The sequence below is a fragment of the Synechococcus sp. CCY9202 genome, from assembly GCF_034931685.1.
Classification (GTDB): Bacteria; Cyanobacteriota; Cyanobacteriia; order PCC-6307; family Cyanobiaceae; genus CBW1002.
This window is the reverse complement of record NZ_JAYGID010000027.1, coordinates 1-19175: the sequence shown is the minus strand read 5'-3', so window position 1 is coordinate 19175 and position 19175 is coordinate 1. Positions and strand designations below refer to the sequence as shown.

At 68.7% G+C, this 19175-nt stretch carries 22 protein-coding genes; 11 read left to right on the top strand and 11 right to left on the bottom strand.

The window, feature by feature from the left end; all coding sequences use genetic code 11:
- The first annotated feature begins 88 nt into the window (after positions 1–88).
- From VB777_RS03675 to VB777_RS03645, 7 genes are all read left to right on the top strand, one after another.
- Complete coding sequence (locus tag VB777_RS03675) at positions 89–1534, top strand: lysine decarboxylase (RefSeq protein WP_322757440.1); 1446 nt, start codon at positions 89–91, stop codon at positions 1532–1534.
- Positions 1535–1542: 8 nt separating this feature from the next.
- A complete protein-coding gene (gene cbiT, locus VB777_RS03670) occupies positions 1543–2187 on the top strand; it encodes a precorrin-6Y C5,15-methyltransferase subunit CbiT (protein WP_322757439.1) in 645 nt (214 codons plus the stop codon).
- 57 nt (positions 2188–2244) lie between these two features.
- Positions 2245–3138, top strand: coding sequence for a phosphatidate cytidylyltransferase (locus VB777_RS03665; RefSeq protein WP_197153975.1), 894 nt, complete (start codon positions 2245–2247; stop codon positions 3136–3138).
- Positions 3139–3152: 14 nt separating this feature from the next.
- The gene (locus tag VB777_RS03660; protein ID WP_197153976.1) at positions 3153–3713 is read left to right on the top strand and encodes a PAP/fibrillin family protein; all 561 of its coding nucleotides are present in this window, start codon (positions 3153–3155) and stop codon (positions 3711–3713) included.
- 112 nt (positions 3714–3825) lie between these two features.
- Positions 3826–4836 (top strand): isopenicillin N synthase family dioxygenase, encoded by a 1011-nt coding sequence (locus tag VB777_RS03655; protein ID WP_323247184.1) that lies wholly within the window; start codon positions 3826–3828, stop codon positions 4834–4836.
- A gap of 127 nt (positions 4837–4963) precedes the next feature.
- Positions 4964–6109 (top strand): phosphotransferase enzyme family protein, encoded by a 1146-nt coding sequence (locus tag VB777_RS03650; RefSeq protein ID WP_323247182.1) that lies wholly within the window; start codon positions 4964–4966, stop codon positions 6107–6109.
- A 25-nt stretch (positions 6110–6134) separates the two neighbouring features.
- Positions 6135–6722, top strand: a complete 588-nt coding sequence (locus VB777_RS03645; RefSeq protein ID WP_197169713.1) for a DOMON-like domain-containing protein — start codon at positions 6135–6137, stop codon at positions 6720–6722.
- A 21-nt stretch (positions 6723–6743) separates the two neighbouring features.
- On the opposite strand, the gene VB777_RS03640 is transcribed toward VB777_RS03645, so the two are convergent.
- The gene (locus VB777_RS03640; RefSeq protein ID WP_197153980.1) at positions 6744–6986 is read right to left on the bottom strand and encodes a hypothetical protein; all 243 of its coding nucleotides are present in this window, start codon (positions 6984–6986) and stop codon (positions 6744–6746) included.
- Positions 6987–7110: 124 nt separating this feature from the next.
- Here VB777_RS03640 and VB777_RS03635 point away from each other — a divergent pair, with 124 nt between their 5' ends.
- The 3 genes from VB777_RS03635 to VB777_RS03625 all read left to right on the top strand — a co-directional run bounded on the left by VB777_RS03635 (position 7111) and on the right by VB777_RS03625 (position 9173).
- Positions 7111–8025, top strand: coding sequence for a S1C family serine protease (locus tag VB777_RS03635; RefSeq protein ID WP_323247178.1), 915 nt, complete (start codon positions 7111–7113; stop codon positions 8023–8025).
- A gap of 43 nt (positions 8026–8068) precedes the next feature.
- Positions 8069–8584: a YbjN domain-containing protein gene (locus tag VB777_RS03630; RefSeq protein ID WP_197153982.1), complete on the top strand. Its 516-nt coding sequence runs from the start codon at positions 8069–8071 to the stop codon at positions 8582–8584.
- Positions 8585–8648: 64 nt separating this feature from the next.
- Positions 8649–9173: a TerB family tellurite resistance protein gene (locus tag VB777_RS03625; protein WP_197153983.1), complete on the top strand. Its 525-nt coding sequence runs from the start codon at positions 8649–8651 to the stop codon at positions 9171–9173.
- 19 nt (positions 9174–9192) lie between these two features.
- On the opposite strand, the gene VB777_RS03620 is transcribed toward VB777_RS03625, so the two are convergent.
- From VB777_RS03620 to VB777_RS03590, 7 genes are all read right to left on the bottom strand, one after another.
- Positions 9193–9600, bottom strand: a complete 408-nt coding sequence (locus VB777_RS03620) for a hydrogenase maturation nickel metallochaperone HypA (protein WP_197153984.1) — start codon at positions 9598–9600, stop codon at positions 9193–9195.
- The gene (locus VB777_RS03615; RefSeq protein WP_323247175.1) at positions 9588–10223 is read right to left on the bottom strand and encodes a hypothetical protein; all 636 of its coding nucleotides are present in this window, start codon (positions 10221–10223) and stop codon (positions 9588–9590) included. The genes VB777_RS03620 and VB777_RS03615 overlap by 13 nt, the downstream gene beginning before the upstream one ends.
- The gene (locus tag VB777_RS03610) at positions 10189–11649 is read right to left on the bottom strand and encodes a Ni/Fe hydrogenase subunit alpha (RefSeq protein WP_197153986.1); all 1461 of its coding nucleotides are present in this window, start codon (positions 11647–11649) and stop codon (positions 10189–10191) included. The genes VB777_RS03615 and VB777_RS03610 overlap by 35 nt, the downstream gene beginning before the upstream one ends.
- Before the next feature lie 67 nt (positions 11650–11716).
- Entirely contained in the window at positions 11717–12313 is a 597-nt protein-coding gene (locus tag VB777_RS03605; RefSeq protein WP_197153987.1) for a potassium channel family protein, read from the bottom strand.
- Positions 12314–12318: 5 nt separating this feature from the next.
- Complete coding sequence (locus VB777_RS03600) at positions 12319–13425, bottom strand: FUSC family protein (protein ID WP_197153988.1); 1107 nt, start codon at positions 13423–13425, stop codon at positions 12319–12321.
- Entirely contained in the window at positions 13426–13602 is a 177-nt protein-coding gene (locus VB777_RS03595) for a hypothetical protein (protein WP_197153989.1), read from the bottom strand. It abuts the gene before it with no gap.
- A gap of 30 nt (positions 13603–13632) precedes the next feature.
- On the bottom strand, positions 13633–14793 hold the full coding sequence (locus VB777_RS03590) for an HlyD family efflux transporter periplasmic adaptor subunit (RefSeq protein WP_323247171.1): 1161 nt from the start codon (positions 14791–14793) through the stop codon (positions 13633–13635).
- A gap of 92 nt (positions 14794–14885) precedes the next feature.
- On the opposite strand from VB777_RS03590, the gene VB777_RS03585 reads away from it, so the two are divergent.
- Positions 14886–16346 carry a TolC family protein gene (locus tag VB777_RS03585; protein ID WP_323247169.1) on the top strand — a complete coding sequence of 487 codons (1461 nt, stop codon included), beginning with the start codon at positions 14886–14888 and terminating at the stop codon, positions 16344–16346.
- A 23-nt stretch (positions 16347–16369) separates the two neighbouring features.
- Here the strand turns inward: VB777_RS03585 and VB777_RS03580 are convergent, their stop codons facing one another.
- From VB777_RS03580 to VB777_RS03570, 3 genes are read right to left on the bottom strand one after another with little or no spacing between them, the layout of a single operon-like run.
- Entirely contained in the window at positions 16370–16939 is a 570-nt protein-coding gene (locus tag VB777_RS03580) for an oxidoreductase (protein ID WP_323247167.1), read from the bottom strand.
- Positions 16936–17655 carry a bidirectional hydrogenase complex protein HoxU gene (gene hoxU, locus VB777_RS03575; RefSeq protein ID WP_323247165.1) on the bottom strand — a complete coding sequence of 240 codons (720 nt, stop codon included), beginning with the start codon at positions 17653–17655 and terminating at the stop codon, positions 16936–16938. Before hoxU ends, VB777_RS03580 begins: the two co-directional genes overlap by 4 nt.
- The gene (locus VB777_RS03570) at positions 17652–19172 is read right to left on the bottom strand and encodes a complex I 51 kDa subunit family protein (RefSeq protein WP_416238303.1); all 1521 of its coding nucleotides are present in this window, start codon (positions 19170–19172) and stop codon (positions 17652–17654) included. The genes hoxU and VB777_RS03570 overlap by 4 nt, the downstream gene beginning before the upstream one ends.
- Positions 19173–19175 lie beyond the last annotated feature (3 nt).

The window sequence follows — 19175 nt, the reverse complement described above, 5'->3', positions numbered from 1 at the left end:
AAAGGACGCAGTGATGGCGGCGGCTCCTGGGTCTTGGCCCTTGGGAAGAGGAAACTCTAGGAATGTCTGCCCAGGGACCTGCGATCCAGTGACCCTGCTTCCCGACCTGCCCTGGTTCCGACCGCAGTCCAGTCCGGCGGCACCGCTGCTGGCGGCCCTGCGGGCGGGTCGCGGCGAACTGGCCTTGCATCTGCCGGCCCATGGCCGCGGCCGGGGCCTGGCTCCGGAGCTGCGCCAGTTGCTGCGCCAGCCGCCCGGCTGCTGGGATCTGCCCGAATTGCCCCGCTTCGGCGGACCACTGGAGGCCACAGGGGCGGTGGCTGAGGCGCAGGCCCTCGCCGCTGAGCTGCTCGGGGCGCAGCGCTGCTGGTTCGGGGTCAACGGGGCCAGCGGCCTGCTGCAGGCGGCCCTGCTGGCCCTCGGCCAGCCCGGCGATCGGGTGCTGCTGCCCCGCAACCTGCACCGCAGCCTGCTGCATGGCTGCGTGCTGGGCGGACTCGAACCCCTGCTCTACGAGGTGCCCTTCGATCCGGCCACCGGCCTGTGGCATCCACCAACACCGGAGCTGCTGGAGCGGCTGCTGCAGGCCGCCTCTGCTCCGGGCTTGCCGGGAACCCAGGCCCGGCTGCCAGGTAGCCGGATCGCGGCACTGGTGCTGGTCAGCCCCACCTATCACGGGTTTCGGGCCGATCTGCCGCCGCTGCTGGCCCAGGCCCACGCCGCGGGGCTGCCGGTGCTGGTGGATGGCGCCCATGGCTGGGGTGAGGCCCTGGCTGCCGGGGCCGATCTGGAGGTGCTCTCCCTGCAGAAGAGCGGCGGGGGCCTTGCCCAGAGCGCTGCGCTGCTGAGCCGGGGCGAGCGGGTCGCGGTGGCGGCGATCGAGCGGGCCCTGCTCTGGCTGCAGACCTCCAGCCCCAGTGCCCTGCTGCTCACCTCCGCGGCCGCAGCGCTGGGCCACCGGAGCAGCCGGGCGGGCCAGCGTCAGCATCAGCGGGCTCTGGCGCTGGCCGCACGGCTGCAGCAGGCCCTGCGGCAGAGGCAACTGCCGCTGGTGGAGACGGAGGATCCCCTGCGACTCGTGCTCAACACCGCCGCCCTGGGGATCAACGGTCTCGAGGCCGACGACTGGCTGATGGAGCGCGGCGTGGTGGCCGAACTGCCGGAACCCGGCACGCTCACCTTCTGCCTCGGCACCTGCCCGCCGGCTGGCCTGCGCCGGCTGCCGCAGCACCTGGCCGCCCTGCGCACGGCGCTCGGCGCCGATCCTGCCCCACCCTTCGAGCCACCGCCGCTGCCGCCGCTGGCCTGCCTGGAGCTTCCCCTGGCCGCGGCCTGGAGATCCCCCCGCGAGTTCGTGCCGCTGGAGCGGGCCTGCGGACGCATCGCCGCCGAGCCGCTCTGCCCTTATCCGCCCGGCATTCCACTGCTGATCCCCGGAGAACGGATCGACGCCAGCCGCGCCAGCTGGTTGCAGAGGCAGCGGCGGCTCTGGCCCGGCCAGATCGCTGATACGGTGGCGGTTGTGGCCGGATGAGACGGCAGATGGCGGAACCCGGCCACGATTCTCCGGGCTCGCACGCTGACCAGGACGGCAGCCGCTACCTCTGGGATTTCGTGACTCCGGGGCTGCCGGACAACGCCTTTGAAGATGCCCCGGGCTTCAGCCCCACCCCCCTGGAACTGCGGGTGATGCTGCTGGCACACCTGCGGCCGCGCGCCGATTCGCTGGTCTGGGACATCGGCGGCGGCACCGGTGCCCTGGCCCTGGAGATCGCCCGGCTGATGCCCGCGGGCGAAGTGCACACCCTGGAGCGGGATCCGGAGGCGATCGCCCTGCTGGAGCGCAACCGCCGACGCTTCGGGATCCCCAACCTCCACATCCACCCCGGCCAGGCCCCCACCGACCTCCACACCCTGCCGCCCCGTCCTGATCGGGTGGTGCTGGAGGTGGGGCGTCCCCTCGGTGAGGTGCTGCAGGCGGTGTGGCCATCACTCACCCCCAGCGGCCGGCTGGTGATCAGCACCACCAGCCTCGAGGGTCTGGTGGATGCCACCGACACCCTCACCCAGCTGCAGGCCCGCGACGTGCATGTGGTGCAGGCCACCGTGCACCGCATGCAGCGGCGCGGCAGCCAGGCGAAGCTGGCCGCGGCCGAGCCGCTGTTTCTGATCGCGGCCGAGCGCTGAAGGTCGGCCCCGACAATCGGCCGCCGCCCTCCTGCCTGTCCCTGCCATTCCCCCGTCTTGCTGCCGTCCCCCCGCACTGCCACCTCCCTGTCCCGGCTGCTGAGCGGTTGGGCGGCGGGGGGGTTCGGGCTGGTGGTGGTGCTGCTGGGCGGCTGGTGGTTCACCGTGGCCCTGGGCGTGATCGTGCATCTGGGGCTGCTGGAGTTCTTCCGCATGGCCCAGTTCAAGGGGATCCGGCCTGCCACCAAAACCACCCTGGTGGCCTGTCAGATCCTGCTGTTCACCACCATGGCCGCCACTGATGGCGGCGGCTGGCTGGCGGTCGACCTGTCAGCGGCGGTGCTGCCAGTGTCGGGGGCGGTGATCTGCGGCTGGTTGCTGTTGCAGCCGGTCACCGGCACGATCGCCGACATCGCCGCCTCGATCTTCGGGCTCTTTTATCTGGGCTTTCTGCCGAGCTACTGGATCAAGCTGCGCGAGCTCGCCGATCCGATGCTGGCCCCGAATCTGGCCTCAGCCCCGCCGCTGTTCACCCCCGGCATGGCGCTGATGCTGCTGGCCTGCCTGCTGATCGTGGCCACGGACATCGGCTCTTACATGATCGGTCGCCGCCTGGGCCGGCACCCCCTCTCGCCGATTTCCCCCGGCAAGACGGTGGAGGGAGCCCTGGGCGGAGTGGGCTGTGCCGTGCTGGTGGGTGTGCTCGGAGGCGTGCTGCTGGGCTGGCGCTGGGGCTGGCTGGTGGGGGGCGTGCTCGGCGGGGTCGTCGCTCTGTTCGCCCTGGTGGGCGATCTCACCGAATCGATGATGAAGCGGGATGCCGGTCTGAAAGATTCCGGTGATGCCATCCCCGGCCACGGCGGCATTCTGGATCGGATCGACAGTTACTTGTTCACCCCGGCGGTGGTGTATTCGCTGGTGAGCCTGGTGCTGCCGCTGCTCGACCGCTGAACCTCGCCCCGCTCATGACCGCACCACCCGACACCGCCGAAGCCTGCCGCCGGGCCCTGCTCGAGGCCCAGGCCCATCCACCGCCGCAGCGCCGGGATCTGCGGCCCGTGGTGGAGCAGCTGGAGCGGCTGCAGCCGGCGGATCTGGAACGGGACCGGGCCCTGCTGCGCGGGGTCTGGGAGCTGTTCTGGAGCAGCAGCTCCCAGCCCTGGCTGCGGGAGGCCCCCTGGCTGGAGAATCTGCAGGTGCTCGATCCGGAGGCCGGCCGGGCCATGAATCTGCTGCGGCTGCGGGGACCCCTGGGGGGAGTGGCGGCGATCAGCGTGGTGGCGGCCATCGCCGTCGAAGGCCGCCAGCGTGTGAGCGTGCGCTTCGAGCGGGGCGGCTGGATCGGCCCCACCCTGGGGGCCTGGCGCCCCGAGCTGCTGGCCCGGGTGCGGCAGGCCACGCCGGCCTGGCTCGACATCACCGTGCTCGACCAGGAGCTGCGCCTCTGTCGCGGCAACGCCGGCACCCTCTTCGCCCTGCGGCGCCGGCCGGATCTACGGCCGGAAGACCTGCTGCCGGCCGCCTGAGAGCCTTCCAGCGCTGGGGTCAGGCCAGGCGGGGATGGGCGAAGTTCTGGGTGAAGTCCATGGCGGGCAGGGGCGGGATACTTCCGCTCTAGCCAGTCCGGGGAACCCCGCCATGGTCCAGGAGCCAGAGATTCTCGATGTCGATCTGCTCCGGTTCGAACGCGGCGATGGAGCTGCCCGGCGGGCGGTGGTGGATGGGGTGCGCCGCAGCCTGGCCACGGGCTTCGTCTACACCAGCAGCGATCTGCCCGAGGACCTGCTCGATACCGCCTACGGAATGCTGGCGCGGTTCTTCGCCCTGGAGCCAGAGGTCAAGCAGCGCTTCCGGGCACCCGGCAGCCATGGCCAGACCGGCTACACGGGGCTTCTGGTGGAAACGGCCGCCGGCAGCGAGCAGGCGGACTGGAAGGAAATGCTCAACTGGGCCGCTCCGCTGGCGGCGGCTCATCCCCTGCGGCGGCGCTATCCCCATCTCTATCCCGAACCGGTGCTACCCGAGCAGGTGGTGCCCGGCATCACGGCCGTACTGGGCCACTTTCATGCTGCCGTGGCTGATCTGCAACGGCGCGTTCTGCGGGTGATCGCTCTGGGGCTCGGCTGCGCCGAGACGCTGTTTGAGGAGATGGTGCAGGACGCCCCCACCCTCACCCGCGCGATCCGCTACCCACCAATGGCGCAGGCCCCCAGCAGATCGCACCTGTGGGCGGCTGCCCACGGCGACATCAACCTGATCACGGCCCTGCCGCGGGCCACGGGGCCGGGCCTGCAGGTGGAGGTGCAGGGCCAGTGGCGGGATGCCCTGCCGCCGCCTGGGCGGGTGATCCTCAACAGCGGCCTGATGCTGGAGCGGCTCAGCAATGGCCTGATCCCGGCCGGCTGGCACCGGGTGGTGGCACCTCCAGGCAGCAGCGAGCAGCGGCTCAGTGTGGTGCAGTTCTGCCACGCCCGCCCCTGGACGGTCCTGGCGCCCCTGCCCAGTTGCTGCACAACGGAGAACCCACCGCGCCATGCCGGCATCAGCGCGGCCGATGCGCTGGAGGATGTGCTGTTTCAGATTCAGCTGCTGGAGACACCAAGCCCTGCGGAATCGTCGCCGCCCCTGGATCAGAGACAGCCGTCGTGAGGCGCTTGCCGGAGTTGGCCGTAAAGGTTTCGTTCACCCATGGCAGTCTGTCGGCGCGCTGTCACCACGGCTGAACCCAGGCTGGCGGAAGCGTGTCAGGCTGCGGCCCGGTTTGCGGCCGAGACCCATGATCCAGGCTTCGGTCGCCCATGGGCACGAGCTCCGTGAGATCGCCGCCCAGTTTCATCCCGGCGCGGGCATCATCGCCATTGAGCCCCTGGGGCAGGGCAATGTCAACGACACCTTTCTGGTGTCGCTGGCTGGACAGACCCAACCACCCCTCGTGTTGCAACGCCTTAACAGGGAGGTCTTCCGCCAGCCGAAGCTGGTGATGCGCAACATGCAGATCGTGACCCGGCATGTCGCCGCCCGTCTGCAGGAGCTTCCGGATGATCCCGCCCACAACGGCTCCTGCCGGCGCTCCTGGGAGATGCCGCACATCCTTACCCCAACCGATTCTGCCGATCCCTGGGTGGAGCGCGATGGCCAGATCTGGCGGGCCATGACCTATGTACCGGCCGCCCGCAGCCTGGAGATGGCCCGGGATCCGGCGCAGGCGCGTGAAGTGGGCTATGGCCTTGGCATGTTTCATCACCTGATCAGTGATCTCCCGGTCGATCAGCTGGCGGACACGTTGGAGGGATTTCACATCACCCCCACCTACCTGGCCCAGTACCACCAGCTGCTGGGTCGTTGTTCAGCGCCGCCCTCGCCGCAGGAGCACTGGTGTCAGCAGTTCATCGAGAGCCGCCAGTCGCTGGCGCCGGTGCTGGAGGAGGCCAAGGCCCGCGGTGAGCTGCAGCTGCGCCCGATTCACGGCGATCCGAAGATCAATAACGTGATGCTGGATGCCGCCACCGGCGAGGCCATCGCCCTGATAGATCTCGATACCGTCAAACCGGGATTGGTTCATTACGACATCGGCGATTGCCTGCGTTCCTGCTGCAACACCCTCGGTGAGGAAAGCCGTAATCCTGAGGCGGTGCAGTTCGATCTGGGGCTATGCGAAGCGCTGCTGGAGGGTTATCTGTCCGTGGCCCGGCAGTTCCTCACCACCGCCGATCACCAGTATCTCTATGCGGCGATCCGGCTGATCGCTTTTGAACTGGGTCTGCGCTTCTTCAGCGATCATCTGGCTGGCAACGTGTATTTCAAGACCAGCGATCCCCTCCAGAACCTCCGGCGCGCCCAGGTGCAGCTCCGGCTTGTCGAAAGCATCGAAGCGCAGGAAGGACCGATTCGGGCGCTGCTGAAGCGGCTGGGGGGAGCCTGAGATGGGAGTCCAGTCGGAGCCTGAGATGGAACCCCAGCTGCAGCCGGAGGCCCAGAGCTTCACCCTGGTGCCGTTCCGCAGCGCCCCCGCCACACCCGACCATCCCACCGCCGACCCATGTCTGCCGGGACTCTCCCTGACGGGCTTCATCCAGCGCCTGGGCCCGGAGCTGCGGATCCACTACTGCCTGCGGGCCCCTCTTGCCGAGTTGCTGGTGCCTCCACCGGCACAACAGCCGCAGCGCTGTGATGGCCTCTGGATGCACACCTGCCTGGAGGCCTTCCTGGCGGTGGAAGGGGACGATCGCTACTGGGAGATCAATCTCTCGCCTTCGGGCGATTGGAACGTCTATCGCCTCGAGGGCTATCGCCTCGGCCTCACCCCCGAAGCCAGCGTCAGGGCGCTGCCCTTTCTCAGCCAGCAAAGCCCCCAGCAGCTGGAACTCGCGTTTCACTGCCACCTGCCGCCACCTCTGGCGGCAGCCGCTTCCGTGCAGGTCGGCATCAGCGCCGTGATCGAGCACCGCGGCGGCGCCCTAAGCACCTGGGCCCTGGACCACCCTGGCCCCGAAGCCGATTTCCATCGCCGCGAGGGTTTTCTGCTGCGGATCTGATTGGTCGGATCTGTCGCCAATTCAGAGCCCCAGCTGCCGACGACCCACGACCATGCCAAGCCAGTAGCCCCCTGCCAGCACCAGCAAGCCCGGGGCGGTGAGCGCCTTCAGCAGCAGCAGCGCCCCCACCAGCCACGGCACCATCAGCAACAGGCCCATGCCGAGTTGGTTCTGGCGGCGGGCCAGCCGGCCACCGCCCTGGACCAGGGCAGGCACGCCACGACCGAGGCCGAAGCCGAGCAGACCTCCCAGAAGACCTCCCATCAGAATGGAGACGATCGCAAACACGAGGAACGAACAACGGATTGGAGCAGTCTGATCCTGGCCCGTTACGCCAGCGGCCGCTGGCGCTGATCCTGCTGCGGCCCAGCCGGCTGCGGGCCCTCGGATGAGCAGACACGCTCAGGTCCTGAGTGCCCGGCAGGTCTTCCTCCGCAGGGCCGATGCCGTCGTGGCCGTCGAGGTGGCCGACGGGATGGGCGCCGGTGTGGTGCTGAGTCGATCCGGGTTGATCGCCACCAGTCACCACCTGATCGAAGGCTGGAGCCATGCGAAGGTCCGCTGCCGGGATGGGCGTTGCAGTGCGGCGCCGATCGTGCGCTCCTTCCGCGACTGCGACCTGGCCTTCCTGCAGCTGGATGCCGCCACCGCCGCGGACACCTGCCGGGGGATTCATGGGGCCCTGATCGCTGATCGCGCCCCAGCGGGGCGGCTGCCTGCCATCGGGGAAACGGTCTATGCGATCGGCCATCCGCTCGGACTCGACTACACGCTCACCCAGGGAATCGTGAGCGGCGTGGACCGGGAGATCGAGGGGCGCCGCTTTCTCCAGATCGATGCGGCGATCAACCCAGGCAACAGCGGCGGCCCCCTCTACGATGTCCATGCCGAGCTGGTGGGCATCATTGCCTGCACGCGGCTGGAATCGGAGGGGCTCAACTTCGCTGTTCCGGCCGTTCGGCTCTACCAGCTGTTCAACCTGTACCGGCAGGAACGCCAGCAGGATGTCCTGCAGTACTGCAGCGTCTGCGGAGCGGCCAGCCGCGACCTTCACTACTGCGATCACTGCGGCGCCCTGCTGGCCCGGATTGATCCCAGCGTGGAGCCTGCTGAGGAGGAGTCGGCAGAGGAGCCTGCAGACCCGCAGCCCTCAGGGCTGGAAGCAGATGGTGTCGTGGATCCGGGTATCGATCCAGCTGCCGATCCCGTTGCCGATTCAGCGGCGAGCAGCGCCTGTCCGGTCTGCGGGAGCCTCTGCCAGCCGCAGCAGCGGTACTGTGCGATCTGCGGTGCCACGCTGTAGCGGCCGGCTCCCCTGACGGGATCGATTCCCTGCCTGTGTCCCCTTGGCAACACTGCCGCGATTCCTGGCGGAGCTGGTGGCGAGATTGTCGCTGCCGCCACAACCGGTCAGCCCGGTGGAAGAAGCGGTGGATCTGGTGGATGAGGTGCTCGAGAGCCTGGGAGTGAGCGGTCAGCGGCAGGATGGCGAGGAGGGATTCGACTGGAGCTTTCAGGTGGGCAGCGCCCCGATCGAGGTGGCGATCCATCCCAACCCTGTGCTGGGCGAGCTGACTCTGGAGGTCCGCTCGCCGATGCTGAAACTTCCCTGCGGCAATCTGCTGGCCCTGTACCGCCGCTGCCTTGAGCTGAACCGGATCGTGGTGGGCTGCTCGATCGGTGTCGATCAGGACGTGCTCGTGGTGGCCGAGGAACGCCGCCTGCCTGGTCTGGATCCACCGGTCTTTCTGCAGATGCTGCTCAACGTGGCCAGCGCCGCCGATCAGTTCGATGACGAGCTGGCCATGGAATTCGGCGCCATCAAGCTCGGACAGGAATCGGCAGACCCCGATCCGGAGTAGCAGCCCCGATCCCAAGGATGGGGCCAGGATCAGAATGCCGCCATCCGATCCTGCCGCGACGGTCATGCCGACTCCCTCGCAACTCCTGCCGGAAGCCGACCGCGATCTGCTGCGGATCCTCTGCTGCGTGGCCTGGTCGGATGGGGATTTCGCTGCCGAGGAGAAGCAACTGCTGCAGCGGCTGGTGGCGACCTACTTCCTGCCCGAGGTGGATCCGCTCAGCGCTGCTGATACTGCCGAGGCCCTGGCCGATGAGGCCATGCAGATGGAGGGGATCGAGGAGCTGGTGCAACGCCTGCAGACCGAAGCGGATCGCCAGCTGGCCCTGAAACTGGCGTTCATGATGATTCGTGTCAGCACCAGCCCTGGCGACGCCTCCAGCATCAATCCGATGGAGCGGGTGGCGTACCGGCGGCTGGTGGAGGCCCTGGGGCTGGGCGAAGCCAAGGTGCAGGAATGCGAGTGGGCGGCGGAGCAGGAGCTGCGTCAGCACTCCGGCCTGCGGGGCATCCTGGCGAGCCGCTTTGAGTGGCTGGGGGCCTGGCCGTCGCAGGAGCTGCTGGAGACTCCCGGCATGCAGTGGCTCTGAGGTCCAACTGTGAGCGGCGTCACGGATCCCGAAAGGAATCCGCCGCCGAATCCAGAGACTCAATGTCTGAAACAGCTTGCTCTGGAACCTCCAGTTCCAGAGAGATCAGCTCCAGCTCCCGTCCATGCCGCAGCTGCCGGCTGATGGCGCCGCAACCGGGGCAGGTGGGGTCGCCACCGGCGCCGCTGAACTCCAAGGCGCAGACCTGACAGAACCAGCTGGCGGCCACGGGCTCGATCCGCAGGGTGGAGCCCTCCGCCAGGCTGCCTTCCATCACCACGGCATGGGCGAAGTGGAGGGCCTCGGCCTCCACGCCGGCCAGGCTGCCGATCCGCAGGGTGATCGCCACGATCCGACCGCCGCCGTGGGCCAGGGCCTGCTCCACCGCCAGATCCCGCAGCTGCTCCAGCAGGCTCAGTTCGTGCATGCGTCCTCCGGCCCGGCCAGCCAGCGCCATAGCAGGGCACGGGCCTCGGGCACCTGGCGTTGCAGGCGTGGCGACCAGTGGGTGCCATGGCCGAAAGACTCGCCCGGCACCAGCAGCACCCAGGCCGCCGGTCTATGGCCGTAGACCCGGGCACAGAGCTGGAGCAACTGCTCGGCCCCGCAGCGATGCGCACCCAGACCGCCATCCCTTGAGCAGTCCGCCGCCGCGCCATCGGCACCGCCCTCCACGCTGTCATCCGCGTCGCCCTCAGGGCAGCGCTCCCCTTGGCAAGACACGGATGCCAACCGCTCCAGACGCGGCTGATTAGCTCCTCGATCGCCGGCGTCAGCGAGCCAGGCATCCACGAACAGCACCCGCTCGCTGCGGGCCAGATCCGCGGCCAGTTCCGGCAACAACTGGTGGCAAGGACGCAGCTCAAGCTGCACAAGGAACTCCTGCGCCCGGCTGTCCTGCTCCAGGTCCTCCACCAGCCACCGGCCCACCCCGTCGTCCTGGCGGAGGGGGTTGCCGATGCCGATCACCAGAACCGTCGGCTCCGCTGCCATCAGTACCGCCGGCGAGCCGCCATCACTGCCGTTGCCGCGCCGCCAGCAGCGCTCCATCGGCAGCGCGCAGCTCGATCCGCAGGGGCATCTGGCCTGCCGCGTGGGTGGAGCAGGACAGGCAGGGATCAAAACAGCGAATGCCGGCTTCGACCCGGTTGAGCAGGGGCTCGGGGATCTCGGCCTCGGCTGCCACCGGCTCGGCGATGAACTCCCGGGCGATCTGGACCACGGTGCGGTTCATGGCCAGGTTGTTCTGGCCGGTGGCGATGATCAGATTCACCCGGGTGATCAGGCCGTCATCGTTGACCCGGTAGTGGTGAAACAGGGTGCCGCGCGGGGCCTCGCTCACCCCCACCGCCTCCTGGGCGTTCAGGGAGGCACGGGCGCGGATGCGGCCCTCCATGAGGCTGTCATCGGCCACCAGCTGCTCGATCCCCTCCAGGCAGGCGACGATCTCCACCAGCCGGGCGTGGTGATACGCGAAGGAGGAGGTGACAACGCGACCGCCGCTGGCCGCCGTGCCGCTGCGCTGGCGGAACTCGATCAGCTCGGCATCGGCCCAGGGGGTACCGATCGCCTCACACACATTCAGCCGTGCCAGGGGACCCACCCGGTAGAGGCCATCGGGGTAGCCCCGCGGCTTGTAGTAGGGGAATTTCAGGTAGCTCCAGCTCTCCACCGCCTCGCCCAGAAACGAGACGTAGTCGTCTTCCGAGAGGTCGTCGGCCACGATCCGGCCGTCGCTGTCGATGAAGCGGATCAGGCCGTCGATGCACTCCCAACGGCCGCCTGGCCCCACCAGGCCCATGAACAGGGAGGGAAAGTCGCCGAAGCAGCGCTGCTCGTGCTGCAACGGCCCATCCAGCAGCGTTTTGTACATCTCCAGGGCCAGGGCCACCGTGGCCCTGGCCTCCGGCAGCCGCTCCAGGATCCACTGCCGCGCCTCGGCGCTCAGGGGCGTGCGCACGCCGCCGGGCACAGCCCAGGCCGAGTGAATCTTGCGGCCGCCCAGCAGCTCCAGCACCTGCTGGCCGAACTGACGCAGGCGGATCCCGGCACGCGCCAGGTCGGGATCGGCCGCCATCAGGCCGAACACATTGCGGTGGGCCGGATCGCTCTCCCAGCCCAGCAGGAAATCAGGACTGCTGAGGTGGAAAAAGGAGAGGGCGTGGCTCTGACAGATCTGGGCGAGGTTGAGCATCCGCCGCAGCTTGCGCGCCGCCGGCGGTGGCTGCACCGCCAGCAGCTTGTCGCCGGTCTTCGCAGCGGCCAGCAGGTGGCTCACCGGGCAGATGCCGCAGATCCGCGCCGTGATGCCGGCCATCTCGGTGAAGGGCCGTCCCTCGCAGAAGGTCTCGAAGCCGCGGTATTCCACCACGTGGAAGCGGGCATCGGCGATGCGCCCGTCGTCGTCGAGGTGGAGGGTGATCTTGGCGTGACCCTCGATGCGGGTGACGGGATCGATCGTGATCGTGCGGGTCATGCGATCTCCTCAGCCGAAGCCCAGCCACCACCTTCAGCATGGCCCGAATCCAGCTGCCTGGCTGGCCTCAGCCGGGATCGCCGTTCCGGGCGATGGGGTGGCTTGTGAGTCGGCCTTCGGCCTCGAGGCGCAACGACATGGTGCGCTGCACCACGTACACCAGCTGGGCAGTGCTCCAGCCGGCCATCAGCACACCGTTGACGGCTTCCGCCACGCTGAGCAGACGCCAGCAGGCCGGCAGGGTCACATCGCCATAACCCAACGTGGTGTAGGTGATCCCCGAGAAATAGAGGCTTCCTCCCAGGCCAGGGAATAACCCCAGACCCCGATACACCAGGGCCCAAAGCAGGATTTCCACCAACAGGGCCAGGGCCGTGAGCAAGGCCATCACCAGAATCACCAGCAGCCGGCGCCAGCTGCGGCGGGCGCACCAGGCGTTCAGTCGTGGCCGGTGGGTGAGTTCTGCCTGAATCACGGTGACCAGGGCGTGAACCATGGCGGTGACGATCAGCATCCCCAAGCCAAGGCCCAACTGACCCGCCAGGCCCATGCAGCGGTTGGATGTCTCAAGGGGGCGGGCCTGGGCAACGGCTGGGAGCGCTGCTGCGAAGAAACCAAGGACCACGGCAGGCCTGAGCCTGGTCTGACCGAGACAGGGGGACATGAGCGTCATCGGGTGGGCGCCGGACTGGGCAGCTCCGGCATCGGCAACCCGAGCCAGCTGGCCTCCTCTCGAGCAGCGGGCAAGCAACGCTCCAGCTCCTGGGGACAGGCACTTGGGTCGCCCCTGAGCTGGTTGTAACGGCGCAGGGCGGAGTTTGGGAAGAGCAACAGGCCAACAGCCAGGGCCAGGCCGCAACCCATCAGGTAATCGATCCATCGATTCGGGATGTACCAGGCCACCAGGGGGCCATAGCCGATGAAGGCCACACCGCTGGAGATCAGCGCGGTGCGCAGGTAAGCGGTGCCGTTGAGCGCGATCAGCAAGGCCGCCGTCCCGCCCATCACCAGTCCCGTCTGCAGGCTCCCCATCCCCAGGGTGTTGAACACCAGCAGGGGCATGAGGATGCCGAGGCTGACCCCCACCATGCGGTCCCGAACCCGGGCGAGAGTGTCGCCGATGCTGTCGTTCAGCAGCAGCACCACCCCGAAGTAGAGGTATTTCGGCGTCACCGCGCCCACACCCTCGCCGATGGCCAGGGCGAGGCTGGCGAACACCAGCTTTCGCCAGAAGAACGGCGATGCCAGACCCTGGCGCATGCTCTGGGCCAGGGGAGGATCCATCTGTTTCTCCGGGGCCGCCGCGACGGGTTGGGGCGTCACTGCCGGTGCAAAGGCGACCTGTATCACGGTGCCGGTGACCAGGCCGAGGGTGATGGCGATCAACTCCTGACCCCAGGCACTCCAGCTGGGCGAGCTGCTCAGCAGGGGCAGCACCCCCGCCACGGCGATCACCCCGGACAGCAGCCGCAGTTTTGCCGGCAGCATCAAGGTGAGGACCTGCATCAACGCCGCCACCAGTCCGAACACGAACACCTGCGGCACGGAGGCCAGGGCCAGACCCACGCTCACCCCGATCGCCATGCAGACCCCGACCAACACCAGCAGCACCGGATAGATCGCCAGGGGCCAGCGGCTGAAATCAGGTCGCACCACCAGGGCCGCGATCACCGAGCCATAGGCGATGGCATCGCCGCTCAGGCCGATCCCGCCGCAGACGGCACCGGCAAAGGCGGCCGCCAGGCCGATCACCAGGGCTGCGCGCAGCTGGGTCATTCAGGAGGGGGGTGGACGCAGGGCCTGCGCCCAGCCCACCAGCAGCACCACCAGCAGCAAGGCCACCCAGAACCACAACCGCGGTGGCGAGCTGATGATGGCAATCACCAGCAGCACCAGGGCAATCCAGGGGGCGGGTTGGCGCCAGGGCGCCAACCATCGATCACGGTGGTTCATCGGTTGGCACGCTTCATCGGTAGACCCCTCTCATCGCTCCGCCCCCCCCAGCCAGCGGAGGAACGGCAACACGAAACTCACCAGAGAACGGCGCTCCACCTCCACCTTGGCCTTGGCGGGCGTGCCGTTCTCCAGGGGCAGATCGGGGCCCTGACCGCTGCTCCAGCGCAGGCCACTGGGGGTGGCGGCGGCTTCCAGCGCCACGGTGACCAGTTGCACCGGAGCGGTGATCTTGTCGGTTGCGGTGGCCAGGGGATCGCCACCTTCGCCGACGGCGGCCTGACGGCTGCGGGCGATCAGGCTCTCGGCCAGCTCGGGATCACCCACGGCCCGGCTCACCTCCGCCAGGTCGGCCGTGGCGGGTGAAATGGCCAGGATGCGCCCCTCCAGTGAGCCGAAGCGCTGGGAGGTTCCTCCGTAACGATCGCGCGTCTGCAGGAGGGGATCGAGCTGAATCGCCGCTCCCGGGCGCAGCCTCACGGCGTCGGCATCACTGAACAGGGCCGTGGCCAGGCGAGGCCGGCTTTCCTCCCGGGGGCCGGGCCCGAGGGTGCCCAGCCGCTGTCCCGGCAGAACCGCCTGGCCCGGACTCACCGACAGACTCAGCAGCCGGCCGGAGCGGGGTGCCAGCACATCCTGGCCCTCCCGCTGGGCCTCCAGTTCGGCGCGACTGGCATCGATCTGGGCCAATTGCGCCTCCAGGGCCTTGATCTGGCTCTGGTTGCGGAGATAGAGGTCCTGCGCTCCCACCCACAGGGGGCTGTAACGGGGGATGACCTCCTCGCGGCGCAGGTTCTCCAGGGCCTGCAGTTGCTTCAGCACCGGCTGATTCGACGTGCGAAGGGCCGCGATCTGGGCACGAATCGCCTCCTGCTGGCGGGTGAGCGCCTCTCCCTGGCGGACCAGGGCATTGGGATTGGGTCCTACCGCACCCGCACCCGCCGCCGCCTGGTCCAACCGACTCAGACTGGCCAGCAGATCACCCCGCTGCACCACATCACCGATGCGCCGATGCAGTTGCTGCACCTGGCCCGGTGACCGTGCATAAAATCCCGATCGGCTTTCGGGTTGGAGCAGCACGGCACTGCCCTCGACCTTCACCGCTACAGCCGGTGACAGAGCCCAAGCACCCGTCAATCCGGTCACCAGGGCCATCGGCAACAGACGTGGGGCCCAATCCAAGCTGGCCATCACGCCTGGCGTTACTGCAATCGATCAACCTTATCTACTTTAGGCTCTGCCAAATTTCCTTGGTTCAGGGTTTGGGTCGCCGGTTCGGTTGGTTGGGCACGTTCGCGATCCTGACCCAGGGCCTTGCCTCCGGTCTTCTTCCCTGCTGGGCTGCCGCCCCGATCGACACGTCTGCAACGGATTCCCTCCTGACCCTCAGCCGGCAGCAGGCCCTGGAGCTGGGGCTGGGACGGTCGTTGAGCCTGCGCAGTCAGGTGATCACGGTGGAGGAAAATCAGGCCCTGGTTGGGCTGGCCCGCTCCCGTTTTCTGCCCAAGCTCGACCTGGTCGCCCTCGGGACCTTTGCCCAGGTCAACACCAACATCGGCTTCATTTCCAACCTGCCCACCATCGGTGATCTGAATCTCAACCTCGGCACCGACAGTTCAGCGCTGATCAACAACACATTTGTGAATCTGGGGCTGATCCTGCGGGTGCCCCTGCTCGATTTCAGCCGCAGCCCGATCCAGCAGGCCGCCAGGGCCGATCTGGAGGCCGCCCGGTCCGAGCAGGCGGAACAGCAACGTGTCGCTCGCTTCGAGATCCTCAGCCGCTACCTCTCGGCCCAGGTAACCGCTGCCCAGATTCCCGTGTGGGAAAGCTCCCTGACCGTGTCCCAGAGGTTGCTGCGCGACGTGAACGCGATCCGGCGCGAAGGTCTGGCGCCCCGCATCGACACGTTTCAGGCCGAAGCCCTGATCCAGTCCGACCTGCAGGGGCTTGCGGAAGCCCAGGCCCAGCACACGATTGCCCTGAGCGCCCTGGCCCGGCTTCTGAATCTGCCGGCCGCAACCCGGATTCAGCCCAGCGACCCGCTGCAGCCCGACCCAGCCTGGCAACCCACCCTGGACGAGAGCCTGCGGCAAGCCCTGGCCCAGCGGCCGGCCCTGGAAAGCCTGGAACACCGGCGTCAGGCGCAGGAGGCCAAGGTGCAGCTGGCCCGGGCCGGCCGATTGCCGACCGTGGGACTGCTTCTGGGTGGAGGCATCAGCGGAGATTGGCTGGACATCCCCGGCGCGAGCGCCACCTCCAGCCTCAACAGTGGCCGTGGCAGTAGCAGTAGCAATGGCCGTGGCCTTGGGGTCAACCTGCCGACCGCCACCACCAGCGGCAGCGCCTCGGGCAGCTTCACCGACTGGGGCGCCGCCATCACCGTGCGCCAGCCCCTCTACGACGGCGGCCAGAGCCGCGACACGATCGCCCTGGCCCGCCGCCAGCTCGCCCAGGCCGAGATCGCCATCGAGCAGGCCCAGCAGGCGATCATCCAGAGCGTGGAAACCTGGTACGCCACCCACCAGGCCGCCGCTGCCCAGTCCGTTGCGGCCCGAGCAGCGATCACCGCTGGCCAGCGGTCCGTGGATGATGCACGGCTGCGCTACCGGGCCGGTCTGGCCCCGATCACGGAGGTGTTGATCGCGCAGCGGAACCTGCAGCTGGCCCGCTCCGCCGAGGCGACCGCCATCTACCGGTGGAATCTGAGCCGGGCTGCCCTGGAACTGGAGACCGGCCTCTGAGGCAGGCTGATCAGGGCCTGTCCCTAACCGAACCGCAGCAGGTCGGGCCCCGCCAGCTCTGGACGTTCCCCCCGCAGCAGCGGCTCGAGACAGGCGCGGATCCGCTCGGCGGAGGGCGGGCAGCCGGGCAGGAAGACATCCACCGGGATCACCTCGTGCAGCGGCAGCACCCGCTCCAGCAGCTCCGGCACGATGCCGGGAGCATGGGGATGCTGAGCTCCCTGGTCGGCCAGCTCCAGGTAACCGCGATCCAGCACGCTCTGGCGGCTGCCGCCATCCACCTCGGCCCAGAGGTTGCGCAACGCCGGCACGTTGCCGGTCACCGCGCAGTCGCCGAAGGAGATCACCAGGCGGGTGCGCTGGCGCAGCTGCAGGGCCAGCTCGAGATTGTCGGCATTGGCCACGGCCCCCTCCACCAGACAGACATCCACCTGCTCGGGATAGGTCTTGATGTCGCTGGCCACCGGCGAGAACACGATGTCCACGTGCCTGGCGAGCTCGAACAGCCACTCGTCAAGATCGAGAAACGACATGTGGCAGCCGCTGCAGCCGGCCAGCCACACGGTGGCGAATCGCAACTTGGGGGCGGTCACTGGTTCTGCCACTGGCGCTTCTCCCTGGCATCGCGCAGCAGCTGGGGCCGCTCCCGGTGCGTCTGCTTCTCGGCGGTGGTGTCGTCCTTCCGGAAGATGGCGCCGGTGGGACAGGCATCCACGCACTTGCCGCAGGAGGTGCAGGCCTGCACCTCACCCCAGGGCTCATCCAGGGCGGCGATGATCGTGCACTCGCGGCCCCGGTTGGCCACGTCCCACACGTGGGCGCCCTCGATCTCATCGCACACCCGCACGCAGCGGGTGCAGAGAATGCAGCGGTGGTGGTCGATCGCGAAGTGGGGATGGGAGGCGTCCACCCGGCGCTGGGGGTACTGATAGGGGAAGCGGGAGTGCTCCATGCCCACGGCCACTGCCACGTCCTGCAGTTCGCAGTTGCCGTTGGCCACGCAGAAGGCGCAAACGTGGGTACCTTCTGCGAAGAACAGCTCCACTGCCATGCGCCGGTAGGCCTGCAGCTGGGGCGTCTGGGTGAGCACCGCCATGCCTTCGCCGGCGGCGGTGGCACAGGCCGGCTGCAGCTTGCCGCTGCCCTCCAGCTCCACCAGGCAGAGGCGGCAGGCGCCCACCGGGGTGAGGCCATCGAGATGGCAGAGGGTTGGGAGCTCGGCGCCAGCGGCGCGCACCGCATCGAGCAGCGTGGCCCCAGCGGGTACGGCCACCTCTTCGCCATCCACCGTGAGGGTGTGCACGCTCATCGGGTCCCCTCCTTGAGTAGGCAGGCATCGAAGGGTTCGCACTGGTCCGGATCCCGGCAGGCCGCCTGATACTCCTGGCGGAAGTAGCGCAGGGTGCTGAGCACCGGGTTGGGCGCCGCCTGGCCGAGACCGCAGAGGCTGGTGGCGCCCACCATCCTGCAGAGCTCCTCGAGGCGCTCCAGGTCGACCAGGGACGCCCGCCGCTCCACGAAGAGATCCAGCATCTGGGCCAGCTGCACGGTGCCGGCACGGCAGGGCACGCACTTGCCGCAGCTCTCGTTGACGCTGAAGCGCATGAAGTGGCGGGCCACCTCCGGCATCGAGGTGCTTTCGCCCATCACCACCAGGCCGCCCGAGCCCATCATCGAGCCCAGGGCCCGCAGGCTCTCGTAATCCACCGGCGTGTCGAGGAGGTGGGCAGGAATGCAGCCACCGGAAGGACCGCCGGTCTGCACCGCTTTGACCCCCTTGTCTGGACCTTCCCCACCGGGCACGCCGCCGCCGATGGTCTGCACCACCGTGCGCAGCGTGGTGCCCATCGGCACTTCCACCAGGCCTGTGCGCTGCACGGCACCGGAGAGGGCGAACACCTTCGTGCCCTTGCTCCCCTCGGTGCCGATGGCCGCGTACCAGTCGCCCCCCTCCCGCAGGATCACCGGAATCGAGGCCAGGGTCTCCACGTTGTTGATCAGGGTCGGGGCACCCCACAGGCCCGACTGGGCGGGGAAGGGGGGGCGCGGCCGGGGCGTGCCGCGCTGACCCTGGATCGAGGCCAGCAGTGCCGTTTCCTCCCCGCACACGTAGGCGCCGGCACCGACCCGTACCTCCAGCCGCAGATGGAAGCCGCTGCCAGCGATGCCAGCCCCCAGCAGCCCCTTGGCGCGGGCCTGCCTGAGGGCCAGGCGCAGGCGCTCGACCGCCAGCGGATATTCAGCTCGCACATACACATAGCCCTGCTCGGCGCCCACGGCGTAGGCGGCGATCGCCAGCCCCTCGATCAGCCGATGGGGATCGCTCTCCAGCACGCTGCGATCCATGAAGGCGCCGGGGTCGCCCTCATCGGCGTTGCACACCACATAGCGGGGGCCAGGCGGCTGCAGGGCCACGGTGTCCCACTTCAGGCCGGTGGGATAGCCGGCACCGCCGCGGCCGCGCAGACCGCTGCGCTTCACCTGCTCGCGCACCTGCTCGGGGCTGAAGTCCAGCAGCACCCGTCGCAGCTGGGCGTAGGTGCCGTAGTTGAGGGCATCGTCGATCGATTCGGGATCGACCACACCGCAGCCCTCCAGCACCACCGCCTTCTGCAGGGCGAAGAAGGGATGGTCGGAGTCGAGGCGCTGGGCTGCCAGGGCATCACCCCTGCCGGTGGCCCGGGCCAGCAGGTCGAAGGCCTGCTCGGGCCTGAGCTCGGCATAGAGCTCGGTGCGGCAGGCCGGTTCCGCGCCGCTCGGCTCGGGACGGTCCAGGGCCACCAGCGGACCGCGGCCGCAGAGTCGCAAGCAGCCCACCGGCTTGATCGA

Coding starts and splice junctions, on each gene's coding strand:
- cbiT (WP_322757439.1), top strand. CDS start 1,543: ATGGCGGAACCCGGCCACGATTCTCCGGGCTCGCACGCTGACCAGGAC.
- VB777_RS03660 (WP_197153976.1), top strand. CDS start 3,153: ATGACCGCACCACCCGACACCGCCGAAGCCTGCCGCCGGGCCCTGCTC.
- VB777_RS03655 (WP_323247184.1), top strand. CDS start 3,826: ATGGTCCAGGAGCCAGAGATTCTCGATGTCGATCTGCTCCGGTTCGAA.
- VB777_RS03650 (WP_323247182.1), top strand. CDS start 4,964: ATGATCCAGGCTTCGGTCGCCCATGGGCACGAGCTCCGTGAGATCGCC.
- VB777_RS03645 (WP_197169713.1), top strand. CDS start 6,135: ATGGAACCCCAGCTGCAGCCGGAGGCCCAGAGCTTCACCCTGGTGCCG.
- VB777_RS03640 (WP_197153980.1), bottom strand. CDS start 6,986: ATGGGAGGTCTTCTGGGAGGTCTGCTCGGCTTCGGCCTCGGTCGTGGC.
- VB777_RS03635 (WP_323247178.1), top strand. CDS start 7,111: ATGAGCAGACACGCTCAGGTCCTGAGTGCCCGGCAGGTCTTCCTCCGC.
- VB777_RS03625 (WP_197153983.1), top strand. CDS start 8,649: ATGCCGACTCCCTCGCAACTCCTGCCGGAAGCCGACCGCGATCTGCTG.
- VB777_RS03620 (WP_197153984.1), bottom strand. CDS start 9,600: ATGCACGAACTGAGCCTGCTGGAGCAGCTGCGGGATCTGGCGGTGGAG.
- VB777_RS03615 (WP_323247175.1), bottom strand. CDS start 10,223: ATGGAGCGCTGCTGGCGGCGCGGCAACGGCAGTGATGGCGGCTCGCCG.
- VB777_RS03610 (WP_197153986.1), bottom strand. CDS start 11,649: ATGACCCGCACGATCACGATCGATCCCGTCACCCGCATCGAGGGTCAC.
- VB777_RS03605 (WP_197153987.1), bottom strand. CDS start 12,313: ATGTCCCCCTGTCTCGGTCAGACCAGGCTCAGGCCTGCCGTGGTCCTT.
- VB777_RS03600 (WP_197153988.1), bottom strand. CDS start 13,425: ATGACCCAGCTGCGCGCAGCCCTGGTGATCGGCCTGGCGGCCGCCTTT.
- VB777_RS03595 (WP_197153989.1), bottom strand. CDS start 13,602: ATGAACCACCGTGATCGATGGTTGGCGCCCTGGCGCCAACCCGCCCCC.
- VB777_RS03590 (WP_323247171.1), bottom strand. CDS start 14,793: ATGGCCAGCTTGGATTGGGCCCCACGTCTGTTGCCGATGGCCCTGGTG.
- hoxU (WP_323247165.1), bottom strand. CDS start 17,655: ATGAGCGTGCACACCCTCACGGTGGATGGCGAAGAGGTGGCCGTACCC.